This is a genomic window from Roseiflexus castenholzii DSM 13941 (assembly GCF_000017805.1).
Lineage (GTDB): Bacteria > Chloroflexota > Chloroflexia > Chloroflexales > Roseiflexaceae > Roseiflexus > Roseiflexus castenholzii.
This window is the reverse complement of sequence record NC_009767.1, coordinates 5,098,005-5,122,364: the sequence shown is the minus strand read 5'-3', so window position 1 is coordinate 5,122,364 and position 24,360 is coordinate 5,098,005. Positions and strand designations below refer to the sequence as shown.

The following is a 24,360-nucleotide window of genomic DNA, read 5'->3' as shown; positions in this document are numbered from 1 at the left end:
GGCGCATACATCGCCGCCGGTGTTTGCTGAGAAAGTTCTCAACCGTAGCGAGGGCAATGAACATATGTCGCCGCGCCAGGCTGGAAGGGCGCGCTGCGCGCAACAATGCGCCGGATGCGAGGCTACGACGCGCCTGACCAGGAAACGCAAGACCGGCAGATGGTGCGTCTGTTCGGCAACGTGAGGGGAGAGGAAGCCACCTTTGCTGCTGGACGCCTGTATTTCTTTCCCACCTTCTTCGACCGGCTCGGTCTAGAGGTGATCAATCCCCACGACCGCGTGAAGGGCGTCGGTGAGCGGGGACCGATCCTGTTCGAGTGCGCACCAACGAGAGCGCAGGGGACCTTCACGCTTCTGGACGTTCCCCTCGGCGTCCAGGTGGACGGTGTGGAGATTGCCGAAGACCTTGCAGCCGTCGCCAGTGGCATCCACCGAATGCTTGTTGAGGACGGCTTCGGTGCGAAGACCAGCAGCGGGTTTGGCACAGCGGAGGAGACATTGCCGGATGCGGGTCAACTGGCTATCGCGGCTGACCCGCTGCAATCACCCCAGCAGAAAACGTTCCGCTCCCTGACTAAACTGGTGGAGCAGGCAGCAGCACAGGATGCGCGCTAACGCGCGATGAGTTACAATGTGGAAAACCCTGGGATTTGTTCGACGAGGCTCAGGCGCGCGAGGCGCTGACGCTGGCGAAAGAGGCTCTGAGGATTGCACAGCGCTTTGTGCAGCGATTAACTACGGAGAGCCGTGAATGAGCACAACTGCTGTTACCCCGTCGCTCGACCGTCGCGCCCTGCTGGAAGCGGAACTGGCGCGATTCGTGCAGATTCTGCGCGAACAGTATCAGCCTGAGCGGATTATTCTGTTTGGCTCGCTGGCGGAGGGCGAAACGCACGAGTGGTCGGATATTGATCTTGTGATCATCAAACAGACAGATAAACGATACCTGGACCGTATCCGTGAGGTGCTTTTGTTATTACAACCCAGAGTCGGGATTGATGTCATCGTGTATACACCCGACGAGTTTGCGACGCTGAGACAAACAAACATGATGGTTCGTGAAGAAATTGCCTCCAAAGGGAGAGTGATCTATGAGCGATCCTGAGCAGTGGCTCGCTTTTGCACGACAAGACGCGCAGATAGCCGATCTTGCGATGCGAGAGGGCATATTCAACCAGGTGTGCTTCCATTCTCAACAGTGTGTCGAAAAGTCGCTCAAGGCGCTGATTGTTCATCAAGGACAAACTCCGCCGCGCATTCATAAATTGACCGATCTCCTCGCTCTAGTCAGCGCCGTGCCATTGTCAGCAATGGCAAGCGAGATATACCTGCTGGATCGCTTCTACACCGTCACTCGTTACCCGGGATTTTCTCCGCTCACGTCGCAGACGCTGCCAGATCAGCATGATGCAGAGGAAGCGCTCGATATCGCACGTAAGGTTCTGGACATTGTGACGAATATCGTGACATCTTGAGGGCAATCATGTACCAACTCGATATTCTCGCGCAACACTGCAATGAACTGCTGCTGGTGGAAGTCGCATGTTGGGTGCATGACTGGCAGAAGTGTATCGATATGAAGCCAGCGTCGGATTGGGGGAAAGGTTCGAAGGCAGATCAAAAGAAGATACAACAATGGCGACAAAAGGATAGTAGCCTAAAGCCAGGAGATTTCGCTTTCTGTCTCCAAAATCTGATGTTCAATCTTTGTGCGAGCATGGAGACGGATCGGGATGGATTCTCACGGATCAGTTGAGAACGCTTTAGTTGCCCGGTGAGGTGAAAATGGCGAGTCAAGGGGCGACTAATCTGGACTATCTGGCGGCAAATCGCGCTCAGGAGATCATCAAGCGCGCCTCAGCAAAAGCCAGCGCCAGAGATGTTGATACCGCCGTTACCAAAGCGCTCGGCGTGTTGCAAGAGAATGGCGTGTACGCCTGTTTTCTCTACCTCCTGGCGAAAGAAAAAGACATCGGCAAGATCGTGGTTGAAGAGATGCTGAACGTGTTACAAAACCCGAGAAGGAACAAGCCGTCAAGCCTGACACCAGATGTTGTATTAAGACACATAAGTGAGAACGTCACTCACGATCTTGAGCGCCTGTTGCTGGCGAAAGAAGTGCTGGAGCAGACGCTGATCTACGCCCGTTACGGCGCGAAGGCGCGCGATGCGAGCGAGTCTTGAAGGTTTTCACAAAAAAGCAGACGCGAAGACAATAAGCAGCAGCGATAGATTAATTGCGATTCTTTGCGCTTTTGCGTCAAAAACTCCGGGAAATACGGCAATGAGTTGGCAGGCATACGAGGTTATCTTCCGCCTTCGCGCGCCGCTCCATGTCGGCTGGCGCAGGGTGAGCAACCTGCAAATGACGCGACACTACCTCACCGGGCGCAATGTCTGGGGCGCGCTGCTCGCCATTGACCATTTTGGCGACGGTGCGCGCCACGCCTTCAAACTGCCGGCGGCGTTATCGGTTGTCAGGGGGAATGTCGTGACCGGCTTATCAGCAGCGGACGCAACCATCAGCGAAATCCAACCTGTTGTTGATGCATTGCTCAGGCGTTGGGCGATAGCCTGGTCGCGCTGGCGCTGTTTGGCTCGCGCGCCCGCGGCGACGCCTTTCCCGACAGCGATTGGGATCTACTGCTGATTGCGGAGCATCTGCCGGCATCGCCGCTTGCGCGCCATGAATGCCTGACTGCCTGTTTGCCGGCGGAATGGCGTGGTCGGGCAGCGATCATAGCCAGAACGCCATCCGAATTCACTGCGCATCTGGCGTCGCTCTATCTGGACATCGCCATCGATGGCGTCATGCTCTACGATCGTGATGGGGCGGTCACGCGATGCCTTGCCGCCCTGCGCAGTATGCTCGACAGGCTGGGTCTCTATCGTATCCGGCGGGACCGTGATCTCGTCTGGGAATGGCGTACATTTCCGGGTTACGGATGGCGCCTCGGCTGGCAACAGGCTCGAGAGGAAAGCGAGCGAATGAATCAGAGCGCAGTGTATCGTCTCAAACTGGCCGGCGGCTTCATCGCGGAAGCGCGTCAGGATATCGAGCGCCTGGCGACGATTGCCGATATCCTGGGAATGGAGGTACACATAAAGACCGATGACGGCGCCGAAGAACAGAACCTTACCCCCTGGGATTTGTTCGATGAGGCTCAGGAGCGCGAGGCGCTGACGCTGGCGGAGGAGGCCCTGGCGATTGCACAGCGTCTGGTACAGCGATTAACTACGGAGGGCTGCGAATGAACGCAATCGCCTTGTGCGACACTGCAATGCGCTGTTGGCGGAATTGGCGGGTTGGGTGCATAACCGGCAGAAGTGCATCGATATGAATCTGGTATCGAGCAAGTCCGGCAACCATCGCGCGCAATCCCTATCGATGTGCCCGGTGGGTGCCTTACCCTTGCCTCTCGCCTTTCCCCGCCACTGCCCGACGCACGACGCGCGCCGGGTGGCTGGCGAGCAGGTTCAGCGCCTCATCGCGCTCCGGTGATGCCTGAAGGTTACGGATCGCCTCTACAATGGCGAGAGCCTGAACCACATCAACCGGGTGCGCCAGTGCGCATTCAGCAAGCGGAACTGCCGCTCGCGGCTCACGGCGGTTGCCCAGCGAGATGATAGCACCCATGCGCACTTCGGGGTTCGGATGCCGCAGCGCATAGATAAGGCGGTCGGTGTAGTCGCGTCGCCGCCATGCATCAGGCGTTGCACCACACACGGGACACGGGGCATCCTGCTGATCCTCACCGATCTCGGCAAAACAGAGCGGGCAGTATAAGTGCACGTTCGCGCCTCTCTTGCTCAGAACCCTCGCTGTCATTGCCAGGCGCATCAACACCAGGGCAAGATCGGTGGGATGAGGAGATTGCTTCGCTGCGCTTGCAATGACACCCCGCTGAGACCCTCTGCCAGGCAGAGTATCTCAGATGAGGAGATTGCTTCGCTGCGCTCGCAATGACACCGAACCAACATGCGTTCAGATGGTTATGGTCGATTGGTCAACACCAGCGTTTCGGCTGGCGGCAAGTTGCGAATCTCAACATACGACGCGCCGTTGCGCTCTCGAACCGGCAGACGCTGACCGACCGGGTGTGGTCCGACGTACCCCAGCGGATCAGCAGATTGCGCTGTGTTTAAGATGATGGTCAGCATATCGCCAGGACGGTTCAGCGCCGCGTCGACCACGACATCACCGCCGCGCGCGGCAACGCCGTGTGGGTTGATGACGCACAGCGCTTCTTCGTCGTCGAGAATGCGCGACCAGGCGATGATTTCTCCGGCTGGCGGAAAAGCGAATGGCTGGTTGAAATTCGAGATCGGGCGCAGGTACTGGCGCCCATGGCGCAATACCGGATAGGCGGCACGCAACGCACTCAGCGCTGCAATCCGCACATAGACCGGGAACCGCTCATCGAAGCAGTGACTCCCGGCAGTGCCGAACGGACCAAACCCCGGCAACGACCCATCACGCGCCTGTGGATCGAGTCCAGCGCGTTCCGATGCACGCGGATGCAGCGGACCAAACATCGCCTCACGCAGGTAACGATCGGCACGCCCCCACTCCGGCAGCCAGCGGCGCTCCGACAGCTCTGGACCACCGAGCGCCTGTTCTGTGCCGTAGTAGATGCACGGAATGCCGAGCGTGAACAATTGCAACGCCGCCGCAACCGCAGCCTGATGCTGCGCCATAACATCGGTCGAAAAGCGCAGTTTCGCACCAAAAACGTGATCGTGATCGTCGAGGATCGAGATGTGCCGACTGCCGAGGTTGCGGTGTGACCCCATAATGGCAAGCCCGGGAACAAATCCGTCGAAATAGGCGCGTGCTGGCGCCAGACCTTTCGCCACGTCGCTCAGCGCCAACCGCATTTCGCCAATGTCGAGTGCCGCGTTCAAGTTGCGTTCCAGCGCATCGAGGTAGCGCGTCGCAGCAAAATCGCCGCCCGCCACCTCGCCAACCAGGAAGAAGTTGGTCTTGCCCAGGTTGGCGGCAAACTCTTTGATTGTGCCACAGAAGTTGCGCGCCTGCTCGAACGAGACGTGTTTGAGCGTGTCGAGGCGAAACCCATCACAGTCGGTGAGCGCAATCCAGTATTTGTAGCAGAGCGCCATGTCTGTCAGCGCGCCGGGCGCGTCGAGATCGATGTCGCGCAGCGTAAAGAAATCGGAGCGCTTGTGCTCTGCCGCCGGATCATTGAGATCGCCAGCGCCCAAATCTCCGGCGCCAGCCCGCGTGTAGTACCCGACATTGCGCATCTCATCGGGCCAGGCAGCATCATCGACATCGGGAACGCCCAGGAGCGGCGCGCCGGTCGCGTCCAACCAACTGCCGAACGGATAACGTCCAGTCGTGTAGCGCGGCATCTCCGCGCCGCCAGGAACATCCGGCGGGTAGCGCCAGTTGGGACCGGAGTGCTGGAACACAATGTCGAGTAGCACGCGCATTCCCTGTTCATGCGCGGCGCTGACGAGATCGACGAGGTCCTGGCGCGTGCCAAACCGCGGATCAACATCGAGAAAATCCTGGATTGCGTAGCCGTGGTAGGTGTTCAGGTGACCGCGTTGCTTGCAGACCGGGCTGAGCCACAGAGTGGTGACGCCGAGCCGGTGCAGGTAGCCGAGTTTTGAGACCACGCCGCGCAGCGTTCCGCCTTGAAACCGTTCACCGCCCGACACTGCCCAGCGGTCCCAGCGCCACGGCTCACCATTGGGCAGTGTCGGGCGCGCTGCCGCCAGATAGCGCCGGTCGAGCAACGGGCGGGTCTCTTCCTGACCATCGCTGAATCGATCAACGAGGAGAAAATAGATCACCTCATCGCGCCAGTCGACCGGAGAGGGGTAGTACGTCACGCGACGCGGCAGTTGCACCGAGCGCCTGACACTTGGCGGGCGTGGCCGACTCAGGGTGTCACGGATGAAGTTCATGGGCATGTCCTTCATTATTAAAATCACCGCCAGGACCCTTGAGATCATGCGACGCACCTGCCACGGGCAGGATATGTTCCGCTTGCGATAGTCCATCGCAACGCGCGGTCGACGGCAAAGACATCAAGGGTCGGGTATGTCTTTACCCTCAACTTCTCGCCTTCGCATCTGCAACCCTCCCGCGCCCTCTGTTCAATGCGTCCAGGAACGTGGCAATGCAACGCTCCTTCGCGCCACTACTTGCGACCTTAACTTCCTCCACCCCACCTTCAACCTTCACCCCCCTCTCACCTCTTGCCTCCCACCTATGGTACCATGCCCCGCAACTTGCTGGAAGGATGTGTGATGTCCGAACCATTTCTTCGTTCATTGTTCGGTCTGGAAGGGAAGGTTGCCGTGGTCACCGGCGGCAGCGGCGCCCTTGGCGCTGCGATGGCGCAGGGACTGGCACGCGCTGGCGCGCGGATCGCCATTCTTGCCCGACGCATCGAACCGGCAAACGCAGTCGCCGCCGCTCTCGCAGACGCTGGCAGCGATGCGTTTGCGCTCAGCGCCGATGTGCGCGACCGGACGCAGATCGAACACGCCTGTAACACAATTCTTGAACGCTGGGAACGGGTCGATATTCTGGTGAATGCCGCTGGCGGGAATATGCCGGGCGCAACGCTTGCTCCCGATGCTGCGCTGCGCGATCTTGACCCCGACGCCTTTCGCACCGTCGTCGATCTGAATCTGATCGGCACACTGCTGCCATCGCTCATCTTTGGCGCAGCCATGATCGCAGCCGACAGGCAGGGCGTGATTGTCAACATCTCCTCCATGGCAGCGCAACGTCCACTGACTCGCATCGCCGGTTATAGCGCCGCCAAAGCCGCTGTGGACAACCTCACACGCTGGATGGCGGTCGAACTGACGCGGCGGTATGGTCCGGGATTGCGGGTCAACGCAATTGCGCCCGGATTCTTCATCGGCGAGCAGAACCGGTCGTTGTTACTCAATCCCGACGGATCGCCGACAGCACGTGGTGCGAGCGTGATTGCGCACACACCTGCCGGACGCTTCGGCGTTCCGGATGATCTCATCGCCACGCTGATCTGGCTCTGCGGACCTGGCGCCGCTTTCGTCAACGGCGTCGTCGTCCCGGTGGACGGCGGATTCTCTGCGTGGAGCGGCGTGTAAACACGCGCGTCGGGGTTTGTTTGTTCCCCTGGCGTAACGATTTCTTCCCTTCCTGTCACAGGGACACAGGCTATACTAGTGATGCGGATGGGTGCTTCCCTTCCAGAGGTGCAGCTGGCGATCTTCCTCGACGCCAGCTTGAGGATAACGGCGCCGGTTCTCTTCTTCGTTACGCCCTCCTTTTCCCCCCTCACAGAGTCGACCGGCGCGCGGCGCGATGATGCGCAGAAAGGACGCTACGATGCGACGCATAGTTTTCCTCGTTCCTCTCCTGATCATCACAATGCTGACGGCGGCAATGCCCGCTTCCGCTTCGGCGCTCCCCTTCGGCAATGATGCGTTCCGCCGTGTCTGGGAGCGCCAGGATCGCCCCGTTGCCGAGCAGATCAGCGGACGGTCGTGGACGTGGGGACCCGCGCCCAATACCCCGGCGATGCGGGAACCGCTGGTTGAAGGCTACGAAGGAATGCGCGTGGTGCAATACTTCGACAAGAGCCGCATGGAGATCAACGACCCAACCGTTAACCCCTTCTCGCCCTGGTACGTCACCAATGGGTTGCTACCCATTGAGATGATGACTGGACGGATGCAGGTAGGGTACAATCTCTTCGAGTGGCGCCTGCCAGCCCGCATCACAGCGATTGGCGACCCGGATCAGTTCCCAACCTACGCCGATCTGCTCCGCTTCTACCAGAACCCTGGCGCTGTCAACCCGAACGATCTGAATCGCCCGGCGACCGGGTTCATCAACCCGGATGGCAGCATCACCGGTTTCAACGACTACGCCAATGACCCGGCGACAATGCTGGTGCTCGGACCCAACAATCACGGCGTCGCCCGCGCATTCCTGGACTTCATGAACCAGAGCGGTCTGGTGTACGAGAACGGGCGCTATGTCGTTGCGCAGGTCTACGATCCGCTCTATGTCTTTGGACTGCCGGTGACGGGCGCGTACTGGGTCAAAGTGAAAGTTGGCGGCGTCGAGCGCCCGATTCTGTTCCAGGTATTCGAGCGGCGCGTGCTGACCTACAACCCGGCAAACCTGCCTGCCTTCCGCGTCGAGATGGGGAATGTCGGACAACACTACTACTGGTGGCGGTATGGGCGTTGAAGGTTGCACGTTGGAGGCAGGAAGGTAGCACCGTTGCACCGCAACGACGACGCCAGCCGCTGCACCCGTGTACCGGATGAGCATGGTATACTGCCATCATCACAAAACCATCCAGTGATGGAGGCGCATATGCCGTATCGACGCAACTGGATTGCAGCGGCTTTGTTCGTTGGCTTGCTGATCGGGTGCGGTCAGTCAGTCCCTCTCAGCATTTCGCCGACGGATACGCCGCTCTCGTCAGCCCACGCAACGGCGGCGGTCGTGCTGACAGCAGTTGCAGAAGGCAGTGACGTGCGTGTCGAACCGGCGACAGCCGCTCAACTGCCCGGCGCAACCGTGACCCCCGAACCTGTCGTCGGGATGCTCTCCGATACCGGTGCGCCGATGGTGGCAAATGTGACCGCCGCAGAGCAGGTCGTGCGCTCCTATTTCGCTGCATTCGGTGAACGTCGCGCAGCAGACGCCTGGGCGCTACTCGCGCCGGCGATGCAGGCGAACACGACCTTCGAGATGTTCGAGAGCACAACACTGGCAGTCCAGTCGCTGAGCGTCACGCGCATCGAGTCGGTGATCGCTGCCGACGAGCGCCTGATCTATGGCATCAACGTTGAGGCTGTGCCGGTTCCCGGTCTGCCCACGCGCTGGAATCCTGGTCCAAACCAATTGTATGTCGTGGTCGTCCCCACGCCGGAAGGGTGGCGCATTGCCGCGATTACCGATGAGCCGCCATCGTATTAGGACCGCTGGCGACTCATCAGCGACGATCATACCCTCTCGGAGGCTTGCAGATGCCGATGGTGCGGCAAACCCTTGCCCTGCATCCTCCGTATCATACCAATGACGATTGAAGATACCGCATGCGTGTCATTCCGAGCCCTTCGCTTCGCTCAGGGTAAACGCAGCGCGGAATCGGCGCGGGTCGCGCACGACCCCTCGCGCTGCTCGGGGTGACCATGCCGGATGGTCACAGGTCATTGGTATTACTCGCCCGACATCACCGCCTCGTCGGGTTCGTGTTCCTCGTAGTAGCGCGCAAGACCACTGACGAGCATTTGCACCAGCAACGGCGTCGCCGCATCGCTCATCACAGTCATATAGCAATTGTGCTCGATCGTCAGCGCCTCTTTGTACTGCCCGGCAGCCACATACTGTGGCAGGAAGCGTCGCGCCTGCTCCGCCATTGCGCGCCGCACGCGCGACGAAGCAACAACTCCCAGCGCGCGCAGCAGATAATTCGTGAACGATGGATCGTGGTCGTCTTCGACGACCGGCGGTTCACCGATTTCGTCGAGGATCATCTCGATCAGTTCATCGCTGAAGTGTAGCGGCGCGAAGCGTTCATCGCGGAAGACCTCAAGGCTGAACCGATTGAAGGCATCCTGATCGGCGCCGAGTTGCAGCGCCTGCATCCGAAAGCGGCGCAGGATTCTGCCTGCCGAATCGATCTTCGCCTGCTCATCGGCATCCGGCGGACGTTCGAGCCACGTCCCTGCACAGTTGCTGACGGTTGCCAGGTATGTTGCGTGCGCGCGACGCTCGCGTTTGGCGCGTGACTGTTTGCCCATAGGTGCGCATGCTCCTTCGAGATATGATCGCGATTGCTTTCGTGCTATACTTCATTGTACCCGAAACGAAAACGCTGGCGGCATCGATGACGGGAGACGCCGATGAGTGCGCGTGTGATTGACAATCTGCGCAAAGTCGAAATCTTCGCCGGGTTGAGCGATGAGGAGTTGGCACAGGTCGCCCGGCTGTGCAAGGCGCTACGCGCGCCTGCCGGGCAAACGATCTTCAACGAGGGCGACACCGGCGACGAGTTGTACATCGTTCACGACGGGACCGTGCGGGTCATGATTACGACTCGCCTGTCGGACGGGACAACCGCGCCCTCGACAATCAACACCCTCTACCCCGGTCAGTGCTTCGGCGAACAGGCATTGCTTGGCGGCGCAGCGCGCACCGCGACTGTCTCCACAAACGAGCCAACCGTCCTCATTGTTATGCGAGCGTTGGATTTTGACGCCCTGGCAGAACACAACCCGCGAATCGGGTTTGTGGTGATGCGCAACCTGGCGCGCGATCTGGCGTACAAACTCAACGCTTCCAATCTCCTGTTGCGCGGCAATATTCGCTGGCGCGGCGATGAACTGGGAAAGCGAACCGGCGGATGACACGTGCATCCCGCGCCATAATACCAATGACGATTGACGATGCCGCATGCGTGTCATTCCGAGCGCAGCGCGGAATCTGAGCGAGTCGCGCACGACCCCGCGCGCTGCTCGGGTGACCATGCCGGATGGTCACAGGTCATTGGTATAAGCCGGCAACGTCTTCCCGCCCTCACAAGCGCGCCTCGATCCCCAGGCCCAGTCGTTCCGCTTCACGCAGCGCCAACTGCGCAACGGCAATGTCCTGCACAGCATTGCCGACTGATTTGAAAAACGTAATCTGCTCATCACTCGTGCGTGCCGGCGAGCGACCATTGAGCACTGCACCTAACTCGACGGTTTGTGACTCATCGAGCAACCCCAGATTGCGGGCATGCTGGAGATCGCCCGCTTCAGCCCATGCCGCCGTTTGTTGATCCACCACCACATATGCCCGACCGACGGTTTCCGGCGGCACTTCGACCATACGCGGCGTGAAGGAGCCAATGCCGTTGATATGGGTCCCAGGGCGCAGATCGACATCGTCGAACACCGGCGTCGGCGAGGAGGTCGCACAGCAGATAACATCCGCCTGTGGAACAGCAGCCGCAGCAGACGCGACCATCTCAACATTGGCGACAATGGCGCGTTCGCGCAGCGCCGCTGCCAGACGTTCGGCGCGTTCACGATTGCGATTGACGATGATTACCCGCTCGATTGGGCGCACGGCGCACACAGCTTCAACCTGATGATACGCCTGCACACCAGCGCCGATGATCACCAGCACACGCGCTTCCTGCCGGGCAAGCGCGCGAGTCGCCGCGCCCGACGCAGCGCCGGTGCGAAGCGCCGTCAGATACGAACCTTCAAGCACAGCGGCCGGTCGTCCAGTCGCAGCATCGAGAATCGTCACGAGGGCGTGAATGCGCGGCAGAGCGTAACGTGCAGCATTGTGCGGAAAGACCGACACCACCTTCAAACCCAGGCCGCCGCTTTCCTCCAGCAACGCTGGCATCACGAATGTGTGCGACTCATGGGCGCGTTGCTGAAGATGGGCGCGTAGCGGCACAACGGCACGCCCGCTCGAAAGTTGCACGAATGCAGAGGCGACCGCCTCAATTGCGGCGGGCATCGTCACAGCGCGTCGCACATCGTCAGCGCTCAGGATTCGCATACGGCACACCTTTCCCATCAGAGCCTCTCCAGACAAATAAACGCGCCAGCAACCAGTCGGCCAGTCGTGGGAGCAGCAACGCCGTTCCTACCGCCAGGCGGTCGCTCCACGTAACATAGGCAACGCGCGGTTCACGGCGGATAGCGCGCACTATGGTTTCTGCCACGCATTCGGGCGCAATGCCGGGTGGGTTGAAGCGACGAAGATCACCATGGACGCCGAGACGGCGCGTGTTGAACGCAGTACGGGTCGTTCCGGGGCGCACCAACGTCACCGTGATGCCACTACCGTGCAACTCAACCCGCAGCGCCTCGCTCAACCGGTCGAGCGCCGCCTTGGTTGCCGCATACCCGCCCGCGTAGGGCAGCGCCCGCAACCCGACAACCGAGGAAACGAAAATGATCTGTCCCCGCCCGACATTTCGCATATGAGGAAGTGTCGCCTGCGTCAGAGAAAGCGGACCGAACAGGTTGACATCCAGTGCAGCGCGCAGGTCGTCCGGCTTTAATTGCGCCACCGGCGACGCCAGACCGACGCCTGCGTTGTTGATGACAACGTCAATGCGCCGGTAGGAGTCGATAATTTCTGCGACGAGGCGCTCTACCCCAATTGGATCGGCGACATCCACAGGGATAGCGCGCGCGCGCCCCTTCAACTGGCGGGCAAGGTCATTAAGGCGAGCGGCATCACGCGCGGTCAGCACAACGTGCGCTCCGGCAGAAACGAGGGCGCGCGCAGTCGCTGCGCCAATACCACTCGATGCGCCGGTCACGAGGACGACTTTTCCCACCGGATCCATTGGGATGCTCTACCGATCAACTGGAGCGGACACCGCCTCATCTGCGTCGGTCAGCGCGGCAGCGAGGCGATCTTCCACCACGACAGCGGCAATGGGCAGGATCGGCACAAGCGCGAGATTATAGCGCTCGGCAATCGAACCCTTCAGTCGCAGCCCACGCTGCCCCAGCCAGATCAGGCCCGGCAGCAGCGCCGGTATCACGCCAAGGGTCAGCGCGCGCGGCAGCCAGCGCGCACGCGGCAGCCGCCCGATCAGCGCCTGCCCAACGGTGACAACTGCCAGGGTGTTGAAGAGCAGCCGGGTATGTTCGCCAACGCTCTCGTCGCGCAGGCTGAGATAGGGGATTTTGGGCCACCACTGACGTGAATTGCCGTGGAGAATGATCATGACTATGACATTCGCGGCGACGAACGCCATTCGACTCAATAGAGCGCCTATCATAGCCGTTTCCGCATGACACAAGGGAACAATGTTCCTATACAGTAGAACGAAATGCGCCGTATGTCAACCTGAACCACACCTAGGGCTTCTCAGTTCCTTAATGGAAGATGCATCCAGCGTAATGCGATGCCGAGGTCGGTGGTGATGGCGTTGCGCGCGGTTGGGATGTAGCGACCCGGAAGATGTCGCCGGATGAGATTGATCACCACATTTCGGCACACGGCGAGGATGACCCCAATGGCCCGTCCGTGCAAGCGATCTTCCTGCATGCTGCCATCCCGTGGTCGGTGGACTTGATTTTCGATCGTCCAGTGGTTGCGGATGCTCGCCAGGAACTGTGCGGGCGTGCGTTGGCGACTACTGACGACCGTCACTTCCTCTACCGTCCACAGGTCCGCATGCCGCCGCCGACACCAGCGTCGGAGCCCGCCAATCTGTGTGACCTGCCGCCACCCATATGCGGTCATGAGAGACGGCCCCACGTCTCCCGCATCCACGACCCAGAGCTCGCGGATCTCCAATCGCCCCCGCGATTGCTCGATCGTCTGCGCATCCGGCGCCCGGCGGGGTTGGAGTTCACGACGGAACCCGATCGGCTGGCGCTTCCGCCGGGGTGGCGCAATCTGATCCAGCGCTACCGGCAACGGGGCTGGCGGCGTGTCCGGGGGGGGGAAAAGCACCTGCGGGGCGACCCGGTCATCGAGGAGCGCCTGCACTCAGCCTGATCGCCTTTGACACCGCCCAGGCAATTGCCGTGTTCCTGCACAATGGTTTGGGTGACGGCGGCATTCAGGAAGCCCGCATCCATACTGACCATGCGCCCGTCCAAGGGCGCTTCCGTGAGCAGCGCCAACAGGGCCGCCGACGGCCTCGCGTTGGGCGAGCGCCATCCCCGTGGTATGGGTGACGAGTTCGACGCCATGCAGGGCGGGCGCCCCGGCGCGTTTGCTCCCCCCTAAGACCTTGCCATCGGCCCTGATCCCGCCCACGGGCATGCCAAGCAGTCGCTCCATCCAGGGACGCAGCCGCCGATCCAGGTCGTCCGCATCCACGCATGCCAGCAGGTCCCGTACCGTATTGTAGGCGGGGAAATGCGGACTGTGGGCCCCAAGTGGACGCCAGCGCGCGCCCCAACGCCCATGCGCCCATGTCCACGCGCTATGCAGCGCGTCTTGTCCATGCAACATGCCGAGTATGACCACCCCCAGCAGGCTTGGCAGCGGATACCGTCGACCAGATCGCCGACGGGGATCGGGCGCCGGCGCCAAGTGTCCCAGCAAACTGTTCGGATGATAGGCAATCATTGCGTACTCCCACGTGGTGTTGCGGCACGAGACTCCTATTCTATTCTCTTTCCTTAGAGAACTGAGAAGCCCTAACCACACCTCCGGCGCCTTGACAGTACCACAATGATCGGGTACGATTCCGTTCAGTGATTGGGGCTATCACTTAATCAATGGAGGCTGCCGGGCATGGCTGAGAAGAAATCCAAAACCGACGTTACCGCCCGTGACAAGACGGGACGGGCCACCAATCGGTACTGCAATCACTGCGGGCAACGGATTATGAATGACCGTGAGATGATTGTGATTATGGACGGGCGGAGGCGCAACAAGACGTATTATCGACGGGACTGCTTCAATCGGTTAGCCGGCGCGGATCGGGAATTGGGACTGGACGGATCGCAACCATGTCCGTTGCGCTGACGCTACGGATTGGTCAGGGAGAACATCATGGCAAAGTGTGATCTTACCGGCAAAAAAGTCGCTTTTGGGCGCAACATTCGCCACAAGGCGTCAGGGGGATGGGCGCGCCGCGCGCCAAAAACCAACCGCACGTTTCGTCCGAATGTTCATCGTCATACCATCTATGTGCCCGAGATTGGGCAGAGCGTGACCCTCAATCTCTCGACGAAGGCGCTCAGGATTATCAACAAAAAGGGGTTGCTGGCGGCTGTCCGCGATCAGAGGCTGTCGGTCGAAGCGTTTCTCAAGGAGCACACACGATGACGTTTCGAAACGGAGGACGGTTGATGCGTGGACGTGGAGGGCGCAGGAAAGTCTGCGAGTTTTCGCGTCTCGGGATTTTGCCCGATTACAAAGATCCGGAACGGCTCAGACGTTTTCTTGGACCGACAGGGAAAATCCTGCCACGCCGTCGCACCGGTCTGACGGCAAAGATGCAGCGACGACTGACCATTGCGATCAAGCGCGCGCGACATATGGCGCTCCTGCCGTTTGTGGAGCGCTCTGTGACCGATCGGCGGCGCTGAGATCATATCTCTGCACCGCTTGCGCAAACTCCTTGAATGAGTGGAAATGCCTCGTAGAATCAGGATATCGGATGCATCTGAAGCGTCTGCCTGATGAAAGGAGGCTTTCCATGACACACACTATCCACGAACCGCATTCCCATGTTCACAGTGAACACTGCGGGCACATTCGCATCCTCCATGAGGGGCATGTGGATTACCTGCACGACGGGCATCTGCACCACCCACACGAGGGGCACTACGACGAGCACGTGATCGCTGTGAGCGCCGACAATCCCGATGGATGCGCGCCAGTAGCGTGCCAATGCGGACACGACGGGTGTGGCCATCCGCTTGTGCCACACGGCGATCATGTCGATTACCTGGTCAACGGACGATTGCACCATCGCCACGGCGATCACTGTGATGATCACGGTCCCGTAACAGTGCTCTGATCCATCGGCGTGCCCTTATGCTCCAGAGGCGCGCCCTTCGTCCGCAACTCGACAGCGCCGGCAGCGACCGGTCAATTCGAGAAAGTGGCTCTGCACCGCAAATCCGTGCGTTTCGAGGAGGGCATAGAGCGTCTCAAGCGCGGCGCATCCCTCGATAATGAGGGTCGCGCCGCACCGGAGACAAATGGCATGGTGGTGGTGTCCGGGGAGAGTGCGCGCATAAGCGTATGAGCCACGCTCGGTGCGTATGGGCGAGAGCCAGCCGGTCTCGCGCAATTGCTCCACCATCCGATATGCGGTGGCTCGCCCGACGTGTTCGGGTAAGGCTGCGACAGCAGTCGCCAGCGCCTCCGTGCTGAACAGAGTCTGCTGTCCGGCAATCCAGGCAATAATCGCGCGTCGCGGTTTTGTCAGGCGGATGTGTTCGGCGCGACACGCTGCGAGAACCAGACGTTCCCAATCAACGGCGCTGACAGTGACAATGCTATTGTCTGAGCGTCTTGGCACGATTTGTGTCCTCATATCCTGATGCCCTTACCGACATCGCCGGGGAGGGGGATTGTGGGCGTCTTGATGCTCAAGATAGGCGATATAGCGTGATATTCGTCCATCGAGGGTCGCCCCCTGTGTATGCGAAGGCGCCAACCAAACTGGAGAGGCACGGAGTCCCACCCCGATGGGTTACGGAAGGATAGTGTGGTTGGTGGCGATCTCTTTGAGAAAGACCCCATCCAGACAGGCGGTGAGCGGGTATGTATGGGAGCGAGCAAGCCAGATTTCCAGCGAGGATGCTGCTCTGGCGCTGACGCCCCACGATACCCGCAACACCGGTTTCGGCTCTACACCAGATCAAACGTTCGCGCGCGAGGTCCACGATCGCTTGCTTCGACTGTCACCGAAATCTGATCGCCTTCCTGAATTGATCGGCGCACCTGACTGAACAGTGATCCATGGACATACACATCAAACTGTGGGTTATCGACACGGGCAAAGAGAAAGCGCCCGGCAGGATCAATGCGAACAACCGTTGCGCTGACCGGACCCGACGGCAGCGGACCGGTGTACGGTTCACGCTCACGCCGCGATCGGTCGCTCGACCAGCCACGCGACTCGCTGCGCGGTCGGTCATATGAGCGCGCCCAATCGTCCGAGCGCCGGGGACGCGCGCTGCTGCTGACTTCGGCAGCCTCGTCGGTGATACGCCCCTGCCCCGACACATCGTGCGGGCATGCGCGACCACCCGCCACATCGATCAGACTGCGCCCTTCCTTGCGTGCTCGACGCCCTGCCGGGCAACGGGTGGGATCATTGGTAAATCCCTTCTGGGCATAGAACTCCTGCTCGCCTGCCGTGAATACGAACTCGCCGCCGCAATCCTTGCACGGAATGTGCCTGTCCTTGAAACTCATAGCTGGGTGTCCTTGTTGCTCCTTGTGGTTCTGATCGTCCCGGATGCGGTTGCCTTCCTGTGCGACGAGCGAGGAAAAGGTCTATGCGCCTGTCGTCAGCCTGCCCACGATGAGCGGATAACCGATGCCGGGTGCAAATGATCTTATCTATCAGTTGCATGGAATATGATACTGTATTGAACACTCCTCTGTCAAGGATGTGGAGTGAGGAAGGTGTGGGCGCTGAGGTATCTACCAATGACGATTGAAGATGCCGCATTCTGGTCATTCCGAGCGCAGCGAGGAAGGTGTGGGCGCTGAGGTATCTACCAATGACGATTGAAGATGCCGCATTCTGGTCATTCCGAGCGCAGCGAGGAAGGTGTGGGCGCTGAGGTATCTACCAATGACGATTGAAGATGCCGCATTCTGGTCATTCCGAGCGCAGCGAGGAAGGTGTGGGCGCTGAGGTATCTACCAATGACGATTGAAGATGCCGCATTCTGGTCATTCCGAGCGCAGCGAGGAAGGTGTGGGCGCTGAGGTGTCTACCAATGACGATTGAAGATGCCGCATTCTGGTCATTCCGAGCGCAGCGAGGAAGGTGTGGGCGCTGAGGTGTCTACCAATGACGATTGAAGATGCCGCATTCTGGTCATTCCGAGCGCAGCGAGGAATCTGAGCGGGTCGCGCAAGACCCCTCACTCTGCTCGGAGTGACCATGCCGGATGTTCACAGGTCATTGGTATCGGGACGTGCCGTGTTCCTTCCAGATGGCGCGCTGAGCGCGAACGCAGCCCCGCCTTCGCGGGGCTGGTGCGGGACGCCGAAATGAGGGCGCGGCAGCGCCCCTGGTTGGTTTAGCCTGCTGCTGAGGTATCGGGCGGAGGCGCGGCGGTGAATGCTCGGCGCACTCCGACGGGCGGACGGCGCGTGGAGGGAAACGCCCGCGCTGAGCGCGAACGCAGCCCCGCCTTCGCGGGGCTGGTGCGGGACGCCGAAATGAAATGAAGGGGCGGCAGCGCCCCTGGTTGGTTTAGCCTGCTGCTGAGGTATCGGGCGGAGGCGCGGCGGTGAATGCTCGGCGCACTCCGACGGGCGGACGGCGCGTGGAGGGAAACGCCCGCGCCGAGTGCGAACGCAGCCCCGCCTTCGCGGGGCTGGTGCGGGACGCCGAAATGAAGGCGCGGCAGCGCCTCTGGTTGGCTCTGCCCGCCGCTGCGGTGTGGGGCGGGGGCGCGGATGAACTGTCTACCGTCTTACTTGAGGAAGAACGTAGTATACAGCCCCACCAGGATGAAGAAGGCAAACCACGCGCCCAGCATACCGGTTGCAATCGAGCCAAGACGTTCAACCCGCGGCGAAACCTGGGCATCACGCTTCGTTCCGCCCGACTGATACAGCACCAGCGCCAGGTACGTCACTACGGCAACGCCAACCACGGTTGTTACTCCAAACACCAGGATCGATCCCCAATCCATCATGTATGGATAGTTGGAGACGCTATACCCGAAGCGCGCGAGTGAGACGGCGCGAATACCTTCACGCACAATGCCGACGACAACCAGGGCGATGATCCAGACCAGCAGTGTGCGCGGTGCGTGCTGCATTGGCTGCTTCAGAAAGAAGAAATAGCCGGTCAATGCCAGACCGACGGCAGCGAGCGCGATGCCAACCGGCATGCCAACCCCAAACTCGGCGCCTTCTGTCGCTGCCCAGAGCAGCCCGGCGAGCGCATACAGCGGGCTGACCGCCAGACCCAGCCATCGCCCTCGATCGGCGACCCACGTCATAAACGGCGCATCCTCTTCGATTCGCCGAAAGTACCAGGCGAACAACGTCAGCACCACTGCCAGGCTCAACCCGGCCTGGAGCGGCAGAAGGAACGCCAGGCGCGGGATATTCCAGGAATGGAACACAACGCCGCGCGTGTCGATCACCCCACCTGGGGCATACCACTCCATCCAGCGCTCTGGGCGAATCGACACCGATGCCAGCACGTGCATCACCCATCCGGCAAAGAAGAGCAAGATGAACGATGCGACCGCCGACCAGAGCAGCCTTCCGTCAGCGCTCCCTTTGAGATAGAAGAGGTACGCCAGGCTGTACCCGCCCATCACCACAAAAATGAAACTCACCGACCAGAAGCCGCTCAGCGTATTGCTCGCATACCAGATAGGATCGTAGATCGTTTGCACGAAGAGCAGCGGCGCAATTCCCGTCACAATGCCGAGACCGACGGCGTTGGGCGTCAACCGCGCCGCGACGCGCGCCAGGCGCAGGCGATACTCATTCGGTCGCAGGAATCCCAGGATCGAAAATGCGCTCGATCCAAGCGCCAGGGTGACGAAGAAGATATGGAACACCCACGTGACGACCAGCAAGACCTGCAATGCCGGCGGATAAAACGGCGCACCCAGCGGGTCGCGCATACGTTCGAGCATATCACCGATATCCATGGTTCACCTCCTGGCTTGCGCCTGTGACTGTGGTGCGTGCTGTTGTTGCAAGAAATACTCCAGGTATAGTGCCATCGCCGCCCGCTCTTCGGGCGTGCCGACGACGGGATGCATATATGGGAACGCCCCAATGCCGTTCAGGTAGGTCTCAATTTTTGGCGCGGTCGTCATTTTGCGTCGTTCGAGCAACTGCGCCAGCGAACGCAACGCCAGCCGCTGATCGAAGACGGTGATCGCCGTCTGGTTGCTGACATTGTGGCAAGCCGCGCACTGTTGAATGACCAGCACCCGTCCCATAGCAACCTGATGGCTGGAAGCGCCCGTTGCTGCGACTGAAATCTGATCCGGGCGCGGCAGAAACGGCAGTGCGCCGAGCATGCCGGTTTCGTTCAACGGTTGCTCTTCGCGCTGAATGCCGCGAGCGGGAAGATCGTTGAATACCAGTTGATTCGACGACATATAGCCGGCAATAATGTCGGGCTTGCGAATGACCTCACGAGTGCGTTCGGCGCCGAAGATGGCTGCAAACAACACCAGCATTGCGCCCAGGGCGATAATCTGATGCTGACGGCGCGGCATGACCAGCGCAAACAGAAGCCCCAGGAATGTCGCAATCAGACCGCCGATGATGACCGTGAAGGTGATCGGTGGAATGGCAGGCGAGCGCAGAATGGTCTTCGCGTGAGCCGGCAGAGTGGGGTCGTACCAGAAGAACCAGATGCCCAGCGCAACGATCAACCCGCCCAGTCCCATGACTGCCGCAATGCGAATAATGCGCTCACGCGCAAAGTACCCGTTCGGCAGTCCGGTGACAATCAAAAGCGCCCAGGCTGCCGTGATGGTAAACATCAGGGCAAATCGCATGAAGAGTTGGGGCCAGAACGTGGGATTGAAGAATCCGTTCAGACTCGCCCCCGTTTCGAACCAGAGGCCCGGCGTCAATTTGAACGACAGAATGCCAACGATGATTGTCAGTGTACCGGTGCCTCCCAATGCCAGGATCCATGCCAGACGCAGGTGCGTCTTCGGGCTGACGCGCTCGAACGTGTAGTAATACGCAATGATTCCTACCACGTCGATCAGGAACATGTACCACTCTGATCCCCAGTAGAGCACGAAGTTGTGGATGAGGGTAGAAATGCCGCGCGGGTTAGCGGCGGTGGTTGTTTGCCAGATGCCCACTCCGGCCATCGCTCCGAAGACATACGCGAACACCAGCAATCCCAGGGCGCTTCGCTTGAGATAGACGTATAGTTCCGGGCGATTCTCGTATACTGCGCGCCGCTCCAGGTACAGGTTGAACCACGCGGCTGCGACCGTCAGGTGCGAAGCGAGCACGTGGAAAGCGGACACGATGGCAACGAACATTGCCGAGTGGATGAAGAAACCTTCCCAGACCGGATACATAGGCACTCCTCGTGGTGTAATGCGGCTGCCAAAGATCGTGATATGCTTCACGATCTTGATGTTGTAATAATAATCACAAAGTATCCGGCTGTCGTTGCGCTGGCGCAAGTTCGCGGCGTTATCGGACGCCGTGGACGGTTGAGGATTATTAACCGAGGAAACACGCGAACATAAGAAGGGTCTGGCGGGATGTCGAACGTTTCCAGCGCGCAACAGGGGGATGGGTCCACGCTGTGTTGGCGTCGTTCAAAAAGACCGAATCCATCTCCGGCGCCGACACGTAGCGAGTAGGTCTGCGCGTGTTGCACAGGGAGGACAATGAACGATGCTATCGTCATTGTCCTGCAAACCGGTAGGCGGCGGACCTGTGCGTCTGCCTCCAGGCACATCGGTGCATGCCCGATGCGCCTCCACAATGACGATTGAGCATTGCGCACGCTTCTGAGGAGAGGAGGATGATCTCTCCGCCGTCTTATCCAGGTGAGGTTTCCGCCAGCGCCAGCAACCGTTGCCGGTCAACGATGACAATGCTTCCCCGTTGCGTCTGTACGATGTCCCGCTGCTGCCAGAGGTGCAGCAAGCGGTTGACGGTGTAGTGGCTCACCCCGATCAGGTCGGCGAGATCGCGCTGCATCAGCGGCAGCGCCAGATGGTTCGGCGTGTCCGTCGGCGTCCCGTAGTGATCGGCCAGACGGATCAGCGCATGCGCCAGGCGCTGTTCAACATGCTCGGTCGCCAGCTCAAGCAGTTGTTGTTGCAACGCATCCCGATATTCAGAGAGCAACCGTACACTGTTGCCCTGAAGGATCGGGTAGCGGTCGATCAAACGGTGAAGATCATCCTTGTGCCACATCAATAAGCGGCACGGCGCAATGGTTTGCGCCGAGAGGGTATATTCCATACCCGGCAGAACCGCGCTGATCCCTACCACCTCGGCAGGACCGGCCAGGCGCATCACGCTCTGGCGGCCATCGGCTGCGAGTTTGTACAGACGAATCCAACCGTTCTGGACGGCGTATAACGCTTCTGCCGGCGCGCGCTCTTCAAACAGTATCACACCGCGCTTTGCGTGAAGCGTTCGTGCCGATGACGCAATCTCATCGAGCGACTGTCGATCAAGTCCCTCGAAAAGCCGGTAGTGTTCAAGGTGGTGCATACGTTATCTTTCAGAAGACACAATCATCTCCCTGCTGACGGTCAGCAGGCGAGGACAACGCTCCTTGCACGCTCAGGAGTGAAGTGGTTTCGGTAACAGGAAGTTCAGAGTGATCAGCAGGATTGGAGTGAAGAAGACGCCATACCGCGCGGCGGGGGAGTGAGCGGCGGTTGAACCTGATGCCGGGGATTTATCTGAACAGTCACAATGATACCGGCCATCCGCAGCACAAATACGATCATCAGCATTGCCGCCGGCGCCACCGGTTGAATAACTTCCGGCAAGATGTCCTCCGACACGGTTTGCTGGGCAGCATTCGATGCGCGTTCGCTCAGGTCGCACACAAGGAGTGGAAGCGGCTGCACAATGTATTGCTGTATCCACGGTGCAATCTGACAATGCACGATGCAGGCGGCGGCGGCATGAATTGCCGTGCACCAGATGAGGAACAGGATAGCAGCGCGGAAGGCAACGCGACGCATATCGCGCAACGAAGGGAGCATATCTGATGCAGTCAGCCGATCCACCAACATAGCGTCTCAAACGATCTTTATCTGCAACCAGATGATCGCCGCAGACCAATGCGCAGCAACGTCGCAACGCTATGATAGGATATGGCGGAAAAAGGCGCAAGGTCGTGCCGGAGACGTTGCAATTCACTATCAACCGGCGCTGCCATTGTGCTACAATGGGGAACAGAGACGCAGCCTGCACTGAAGGAGCAATCTGATGAGCCGTTTTCTCGATGAGCGAAGGCATATGCTACCGCCGGCAGTGACGTCCCTCGCCGAGCAACTGGCGGCCGCAGGATACAAAGTGACCCAGCCGCGCCTGGCGGTGCTCAAGGCGATCACGGCGCAGCCAGGCGCATTCAGCGTGCAGGAAGTCGAGCAGTGGCTCCTTGAGCGCAATGAGTCGCCGGGGATCGCCAGCATTTTCCGCACCGTCCGTCTCTTGTGCGACCTGGGCATGCTTCAGCGCCTCCACGGGCTTGACGATTGCCATCGCTACTGTCTGGGGAGCGGGCACACCCATCATCTGGTGTGCACCTTGTGTGGCGTGATCGAGCAGTTCGACAACTGTGGCATTCAGGGAGTCATTGCTGCGCTTGAACAATCGACCGGCTATCGCATCACCAACCATGTGGTGGAGTTGTTCGGCGTGTGTCCGCAATGCCTGGCGCCCTCAGCATCGTCGGCGACGTAAAGCGTGGTCTGCCGCCAACAGTTCTTGCCGGGCACACCACAGCCACAATGTGAGCAAAGCGTGGCGACGCGCCTTGATCTGAGCGCCTGTGCCCGGCAAGCAATGCTGTACGCCTCAGGCAAACAACCAGTTGAGCAGCAACCCCAGGAGCGCCACATAGGTTGCATACCAGAGCACGACTTTGATCGCTCCCGCCTTTCCAATCAGACGATTGAGCATCGCCCACTCCGGGATTGAGGAGACGGTCGTTGCCATCATTGCCGCCACCAGTGTTCCAATCGGCACAATCTGGTGCAATGCCACCAGAATCGGCGCCGTTGAAGCGGCATTAATGTCGAGCGGCAGACCGAGCACGGTGGCGATGAGCGGTCCCCACCACGCAGCGCCCGCCTGTTTCAGACTCTCTACCAGCGTCAGGTTAAAATTGACCAGAATGCCTGCCAGCAACCCACTGAACAGGACAACGCCAAACAATCGCTTAAACAATGCCCACGCCTCGCGGTGCGCACGAACCAGAATGCTCTCCCGGGCAATCGTACCGCATAAGTGCGGTGAAACGACCTGCTGCACAAAACGCGCCGGATCCAGCCCCAGAACCGGCGCAAGATACGCGGTCGCCAGCGCGGCGGCAAAACCTGCCAGCACATAGACCAGCCCGCCGAACGGTCCGACGATCACAAACATAAAAAGAATGGCGAACTCATTCAACGCCGGGCTGGCAAACAGAAACGCCGACGAGGCGCGCTGGCTTGCGCCGCCGGCAACGATGCCGGCGTAGATGTTGGTGACGGTGCAGGAGCAGACCGGTGTGAATATGCCCAGCAGCGCACCACCCGAAGCCCCCAGCAGATCATTCCGCCCGATGGAGCGTTCAATCCATCGGGTGCTGATGCTCAGGCGCAACAGTGTCATGCCGTAGGTCGTCAGAAAGAGAATGATTGGCAGTTTGAACCATTCATAGATCGTGTACGACGCCGTATGCTTGACATCGAGTGGACCAAACGGTGTGGGAATGCTCCAGGCGGGCATCCAGGAGGTGAGAGCGGCGCCCAATGCTTTGCCTGCACTGGCGATTGGCGCCTCGAAGACCGGGACGATATGCTTCGCTTCTGCGCCGGAAAGCCAGGCGCTGACGCTTTGCACCACCGACTGACCGATGATCAAGGCAAGCACAACCAGCGAGACAACCGGCACAATGCGCTCAAACGAGGCGCGTGACATAGGCGGAACGGTGCGGCTAAACATACCTCCTC

31 protein-coding genes are annotated in these 24,360 nt (G+C 60.0%); 16 read left to right on the top strand and 15 right to left on the bottom strand.

The features are described 5' to 3' along the window. The first annotated feature begins 114 nt into the window (after positions 1-114). The 7 genes from RCAS_RS20360 to RCAS_RS23500 all read left to right on the top strand — a co-directional run bounded on the left by RCAS_RS20360 (position 115) and on the right by RCAS_RS23500 (position 3,255). Entirely contained in the window at positions 115-615 is a 501-nt protein-coding gene (locus RCAS_RS20360; RefSeq protein WP_049768860.1) for a hypothetical protein, read from the top strand. 136 nt (positions 616-751) lie between these two features. Continuing rightward, complete coding sequence (locus tag RCAS_RS20355) at positions 752-1,105, top strand: nucleotidyltransferase domain-containing protein (RefSeq protein WP_012122379.1); 354 nt, start codon at positions 752-754, stop codon at positions 1,103-1,105. Continuing rightward, complete coding sequence (locus tag RCAS_RS20350; protein WP_012122378.1) at positions 1,092-1,475, top strand: HEPN domain-containing protein; 384 nt, start codon at positions 1,092-1,094, stop codon at positions 1,473-1,475. The genes RCAS_RS20355 and RCAS_RS20350 overlap by 14 nt, the downstream gene beginning before the upstream one ends. Before the next feature lie 8 nt (positions 1,476-1,483). Further along, on the top strand, positions 1,484-1,756 hold the full coding sequence (locus RCAS_RS20345; protein ID WP_041331194.1) for a hypothetical protein: 273 nt from the start codon (positions 1,484-1,486) through the stop codon (positions 1,754-1,756). A gap of 29 nt (positions 1,757-1,785) precedes the next feature. Then, positions 1,786-2,184 (top strand): hypothetical protein, encoded by a 399-nt coding sequence (locus RCAS_RS20340; RefSeq protein WP_012122376.1) that lies wholly within the window; start codon positions 1,786-1,788, stop codon positions 2,182-2,184. Positions 2,185-2,284: 100 nt separating this feature from the next. Continuing rightward, positions 2,285-2,650: a hypothetical protein gene (locus RCAS_RS25735; RefSeq protein ID WP_041331191.1), complete on the top strand. Its 366-nt coding sequence runs from the start codon at positions 2,285-2,287 to the stop codon at positions 2,648-2,650. After that, positions 2,563-3,255, top strand: a complete 693-nt coding sequence (locus RCAS_RS23500) for a nucleotidyltransferase domain-containing protein (protein WP_012122375.1) — start codon at positions 2,563-2,565, stop codon at positions 3,253-3,255. The genes RCAS_RS25735 and RCAS_RS23500 overlap by 88 nt, the downstream gene beginning before the upstream one ends. A 151-nt stretch (positions 3,256-3,406) precedes the next feature. Here RCAS_RS23500 and RCAS_RS20325 read toward each other — a convergent pair whose 3' ends face one another. Together RCAS_RS20325 and RCAS_RS20320 are read right to left on the bottom strand one after the other, a co-directional pair. Continuing rightward, positions 3,407-3,793, bottom strand: a complete 387-nt coding sequence (locus RCAS_RS20325) for a HEAT repeat domain-containing protein (protein ID WP_012122374.1) — start codon at positions 3,791-3,793, stop codon at positions 3,407-3,409. Between the two features lie 200 nt (positions 3,794-3,993). Continuing rightward, positions 3,994-5,934, bottom strand: a complete 1,941-nt coding sequence (locus RCAS_RS20320) for an alpha-amylase family glycosyl hydrolase (protein WP_041331189.1) — start codon at positions 5,932-5,934, stop codon at positions 3,994-3,996. 345 nt (positions 5,935-6,279) lie between these two features. On the opposite strand from RCAS_RS20320, the gene RCAS_RS20315 reads away from it, so the two are divergent. The 3 genes from RCAS_RS20315 (at position 6,280) to RCAS_RS20305 (ending at position 8,962) form a co-directional block, all read left to right on the top strand. Beyond that, a complete protein-coding gene (locus RCAS_RS20315) occupies positions 6,280-7,113 on the top strand; it encodes an SDR family oxidoreductase (RefSeq protein ID WP_012122372.1) in 834 nt (277 codons plus the stop codon). Between the two features lie 241 nt (positions 7,114-7,354). Next, positions 7,355-8,224 (top strand): hypothetical protein, encoded by an 870-nt coding sequence (locus RCAS_RS20310; protein WP_012122371.1) that lies wholly within the window; start codon positions 7,355-7,357, stop codon positions 8,222-8,224. Positions 8,225-8,353: 129 nt separating this feature from the next. Then, complete coding sequence (locus RCAS_RS20305) at positions 8,354-8,962, top strand: hypothetical protein (RefSeq protein WP_012122370.1); 609 nt, start codon at positions 8,354-8,356, stop codon at positions 8,960-8,962. A 242-nt stretch (positions 8,963-9,204) separates the two neighbouring features. Here RCAS_RS20305 and RCAS_RS20300 read toward each other — a convergent pair whose 3' ends face one another. Next, on the bottom strand, positions 9,205-9,789 hold the full coding sequence (locus RCAS_RS20300) for a hypothetical protein (protein WP_012122369.1): 585 nt from the start codon (positions 9,787-9,789) through the stop codon (positions 9,205-9,207). A 114-nt stretch (positions 9,790-9,903) separates the two neighbouring features. Here RCAS_RS20300 and RCAS_RS20295 point away from each other — a divergent pair, with 114 nt between their 5' ends. Beyond that, a complete protein-coding gene (locus tag RCAS_RS20295) occupies positions 9,904-10,395 on the top strand; it encodes a Crp/Fnr family transcriptional regulator (protein WP_232280081.1) in 492 nt (163 codons plus the stop codon). Between the two features lie 169 nt (positions 10,396-10,564). Here RCAS_RS20295 and RCAS_RS20290 read toward each other — a convergent pair whose 3' ends face one another. The 5 genes from RCAS_RS20290 to RCAS_RS26560 form a co-directional block, all read right to left on the bottom strand. Then, on the bottom strand, positions 10,565-11,545 hold the full coding sequence (locus tag RCAS_RS20290) for an ornithine cyclodeaminase family protein (RefSeq protein WP_012122367.1): 981 nt from the start codon (positions 11,543-11,545) through the stop codon (positions 10,565-10,567). Beyond that, a complete protein-coding gene (locus RCAS_RS20285; RefSeq protein ID WP_012122366.1) occupies positions 11,526-12,344 on the bottom strand; it encodes an SDR family NAD(P)-dependent oxidoreductase in 819 nt (272 codons plus the stop codon). Before RCAS_RS20285 ends, RCAS_RS20290 begins: the two co-directional genes overlap by 20 nt. A gap of 9 nt (positions 12,345-12,353) precedes the next feature. Next, entirely contained in the window at positions 12,354-12,785 is a 432-nt protein-coding gene (locus tag RCAS_RS20280) for a hypothetical protein (RefSeq protein ID WP_012122365.1), read from the bottom strand. Positions 12,786-12,874: 89 nt separating this feature from the next. Continuing rightward, positions 12,875-13,501 carry a hypothetical protein gene (locus tag RCAS_RS20275; RefSeq protein ID WP_041331187.1) on the bottom strand — a complete coding sequence of 209 codons (627 nt, stop codon included), beginning with the start codon at positions 13,499-13,501 and terminating at the stop codon, positions 12,875-12,877. Then, complete coding sequence (locus RCAS_RS26560) at positions 13,502-14,089, bottom strand: transposase family protein (protein WP_083760351.1); 588 nt, start codon at positions 14,087-14,089, stop codon at positions 13,502-13,504. Positions 14,090-14,257: 168 nt separating this feature from the next. Here RCAS_RS26560 and RCAS_RS20265 point away from each other — a divergent pair, with 168 nt between their 5' ends. The 4 genes from RCAS_RS20265 to RCAS_RS24290 all read left to right on the top strand — a co-directional run bounded on the left by RCAS_RS20265 (position 14,258) and on the right by RCAS_RS24290 (position 15,491). Next, complete coding sequence (locus RCAS_RS20265; protein WP_012122364.1) at positions 14,258-14,491, top strand: hypothetical protein; 234 nt, start codon at positions 14,258-14,260, stop codon at positions 14,489-14,491. A 27-nt stretch (positions 14,492-14,518) separates the two neighbouring features. Then, positions 14,519-14,794: a 50S ribosomal protein L28 gene (gene rpmB, locus RCAS_RS20260; protein WP_012122363.1), complete on the top strand. Its 276-nt coding sequence runs from the start codon at positions 14,519-14,521 to the stop codon at positions 14,792-14,794. Further along, entirely contained in the window at positions 14,791-15,057 is a 267-nt protein-coding gene (gene rpsR / locus RCAS_RS20255) for a 30S ribosomal protein S18 (RefSeq protein ID WP_012122362.1), read from the top strand. The genes rpmB and rpsR overlap by 4 nt, the downstream gene beginning before the upstream one ends. Before the next feature lie 110 nt (positions 15,058-15,167). After that, the gene (locus tag RCAS_RS24290) at positions 15,168-15,491 is read left to right on the top strand and encodes a hypothetical protein (RefSeq protein ID WP_012122361.1); all 324 of its coding nucleotides are present in this window, start codon (positions 15,168-15,170) and stop codon (positions 15,489-15,491) included. A 15-nt stretch (positions 15,492-15,506) separates the two neighbouring features. On the opposite strand, the gene RCAS_RS20245 is transcribed toward RCAS_RS24290, so the two are convergent. The 6 genes from RCAS_RS20245 to RCAS_RS20220 all read right to left on the bottom strand — a co-directional run bounded on the left by RCAS_RS20245 (position 15,507) and on the right by RCAS_RS20220 (position 22,434). Beyond that, positions 15,507-15,998 (bottom strand): Fur family transcriptional regulator, encoded by a 492-nt coding sequence (locus RCAS_RS20245; protein WP_232280080.1) that lies wholly within the window; start codon positions 15,996-15,998, stop codon positions 15,507-15,509. A 332-nt stretch (positions 15,999-16,330) separates the two neighbouring features. After that, complete coding sequence (locus RCAS_RS20240; protein WP_012122359.1) at positions 16,331-16,900, bottom strand: zinc-ribbon domain containing protein; 570 nt, start codon at positions 16,898-16,900, stop codon at positions 16,331-16,333. A 1,238-nt stretch (positions 16,901-18,138) separates the two neighbouring features. After that, positions 18,139-19,338, bottom strand: coding sequence for a hypothetical protein (locus RCAS_RS20235; protein WP_012122358.1), 1,200 nt, complete (start codon positions 19,336-19,338; stop codon positions 18,139-18,141). A 3-nt stretch (positions 19,339-19,341) separates the two neighbouring features. Then, positions 19,342-20,745 (bottom strand): c-type cytochrome, encoded by a 1,404-nt coding sequence (locus RCAS_RS20230; RefSeq protein WP_012122357.1) that lies wholly within the window; start codon positions 20,743-20,745, stop codon positions 19,342-19,344. Between the two features lie 472 nt (positions 20,746-21,217). Then, entirely contained in the window at positions 21,218-21,901 is a 684-nt protein-coding gene (locus RCAS_RS20225) for a Crp/Fnr family transcriptional regulator (protein WP_012122356.1), read from the bottom strand. Between the two features lie 113 nt (positions 21,902-22,014). Next, entirely contained in the window at positions 22,015-22,434 is a 420-nt protein-coding gene (locus RCAS_RS20220) for a hypothetical protein (protein ID WP_012122355.1), read from the bottom strand. 196 nt (positions 22,435-22,630) lie between these two features. On the opposite strand from RCAS_RS20220, the gene RCAS_RS20215 reads away from it, so the two are divergent. Continuing rightward, entirely contained in the window at positions 22,631-23,107 is a 477-nt protein-coding gene (locus RCAS_RS20215) for a Fur family transcriptional regulator (RefSeq protein WP_012122354.1), read from the top strand. Positions 23,108-23,221: 114 nt separating this feature from the next. Here RCAS_RS20215 and RCAS_RS20210 read toward each other — a convergent pair whose 3' ends face one another. After that, entirely contained in the window at positions 23,222-24,352 is a 1,131-nt protein-coding gene (locus RCAS_RS20210) for a permease (RefSeq protein WP_012122353.1), read from the bottom strand. Positions 24,353-24,360: the final 8 nt, after the last annotated feature.

Excerpts from the sequence above, each read along its gene's own strand:
- RCAS_RS20360 (WP_049768860.1), top strand. The coding sequence starts at position 115 with ATGCGAGGCTACGACGCGCCTGACCAGGAAACGCAAGACCGGCAGATG.
- RCAS_RS20355 (WP_012122379.1), top strand. The coding sequence starts at position 752 with ATGAGCACAACTGCTGTTACCCCGTCGCTCGACCGTCGCGCCCTGCTG.
- RCAS_RS20350 (WP_012122378.1), top strand. The coding sequence starts at position 1,092 with ATGAGCGATCCTGAGCAGTGGCTCGCTTTTGCACGACAAGACGCGCAG.
- RCAS_RS20345 (WP_041331194.1), top strand. The coding sequence starts at position 1,484 with ATGTACCAACTCGATATTCTCGCGCAACACTGCAATGAACTGCTGCTG.
- RCAS_RS20340 (WP_012122376.1), top strand. The coding sequence starts at position 1,786 with ATGGCGAGTCAAGGGGCGACTAATCTGGACTATCTGGCGGCAAATCGC.
- RCAS_RS25735 (WP_041331191.1), top strand. The coding sequence starts at position 2,285 with ATGAGTTGGCAGGCATACGAGGTTATCTTCCGCCTTCGCGCGCCGCTC.
- RCAS_RS20320 (WP_041331189.1), bottom strand. The coding sequence starts at position 5,934 with ATGAACTTCATCCGTGACACCCTGAGTCGGCCACGCCCGCCAAGTGTC.
- RCAS_RS20315 (WP_012122372.1), top strand. The coding sequence starts at position 6,280 with ATGTCCGAACCATTTCTTCGTTCATTGTTCGGTCTGGAAGGGAAGGTT.
- RCAS_RS20310 (WP_012122371.1), top strand. The coding sequence starts at position 7,355 with ATGCGACGCATAGTTTTCCTCGTTCCTCTCCTGATCATCACAATGCTG.
- RCAS_RS20305 (WP_012122370.1), top strand. The coding sequence starts at position 8,354 with ATGCCGTATCGACGCAACTGGATTGCAGCGGCTTTGTTCGTTGGCTTG.
- RCAS_RS20300 (WP_012122369.1), bottom strand. The coding sequence starts at position 9,789 with ATGGGCAAACAGTCACGCGCCAAACGCGAGCGTCGCGCGCACGCAACA.
- RCAS_RS20290 (WP_012122367.1), bottom strand. The coding sequence starts at position 11,545 with ATGCGAATCCTGAGCGCTGACGATGTGCGACGCGCTGTGACGATGCCC.
- RCAS_RS20285 (WP_012122366.1), bottom strand. The coding sequence starts at position 12,344 with ATGGATCCGGTGGGAAAAGTCGTCCTCGTGACCGGCGCATCGAGTGGT.
- RCAS_RS20280 (WP_012122365.1), bottom strand. The coding sequence starts at position 12,785 with ATGATAGGCGCTCTATTGAGTCGAATGGCGTTCGTCGCCGCGAATGTC.
- RCAS_RS26560 (WP_083760351.1), bottom strand. The coding sequence starts at position 14,089 with ATGATTGCCTATCATCCGAACAGTTTGCTGGGACACTTGGCGCCGGCG.
- RCAS_RS20265 (WP_012122364.1), top strand. The coding sequence starts at position 14,258 with ATGGCTGAGAAGAAATCCAAAACCGACGTTACCGCCCGTGACAAGACG.
- rpmB (WP_012122363.1), top strand. The coding sequence starts at position 14,519 with ATGGCAAAGTGTGATCTTACCGGCAAAAAAGTCGCTTTTGGGCGCAAC.
- rpsR (WP_012122362.1), top strand. The coding sequence starts at position 14,791 with ATGACGTTTCGAAACGGAGGACGGTTGATGCGTGGACGTGGAGGGCGC.
- RCAS_RS24290 (WP_012122361.1), top strand. The coding sequence starts at position 15,168 with ATGACACACACTATCCACGAACCGCATTCCCATGTTCACAGTGAACAC.
- RCAS_RS20240 (WP_012122359.1), bottom strand. The coding sequence starts at position 16,900 with ATGAGTTTCAAGGACAGGCACATTCCGTGCAAGGATTGCGGCGGCGAG.
- RCAS_RS20235 (WP_012122358.1), bottom strand. The coding sequence starts at position 19,338 with ATGGATATCGGTGATATGCTCGAACGTATGCGCGACCCGCTGGGTGCG.
- RCAS_RS20230 (WP_012122357.1), bottom strand. The coding sequence starts at position 20,745 with ATGTATCCGGTCTGGGAAGGTTTCTTCATCCACTCGGCAATGTTCGTT.
- RCAS_RS20225 (WP_012122356.1), bottom strand. The coding sequence starts at position 21,901 with ATGCACCACCTTGAACACTACCGGCTTTTCGAGGGACTTGATCGACAG.
- RCAS_RS20220 (WP_012122355.1), bottom strand. The coding sequence starts at position 22,434 with ATGTTGGTGGATCGGCTGACTGCATCAGATATGCTCCCTTCGTTGCGC.
- RCAS_RS20215 (WP_012122354.1), top strand. The coding sequence starts at position 22,631 with ATGAGCCGTTTTCTCGATGAGCGAAGGCATATGCTACCGCCGGCAGTG.
- RCAS_RS20210 (WP_012122353.1), bottom strand. The coding sequence starts at position 24,352 with ATGTTTAGCCGCACCGTTCCGCCTATGTCACGCGCCTCGTTTGAGCGC.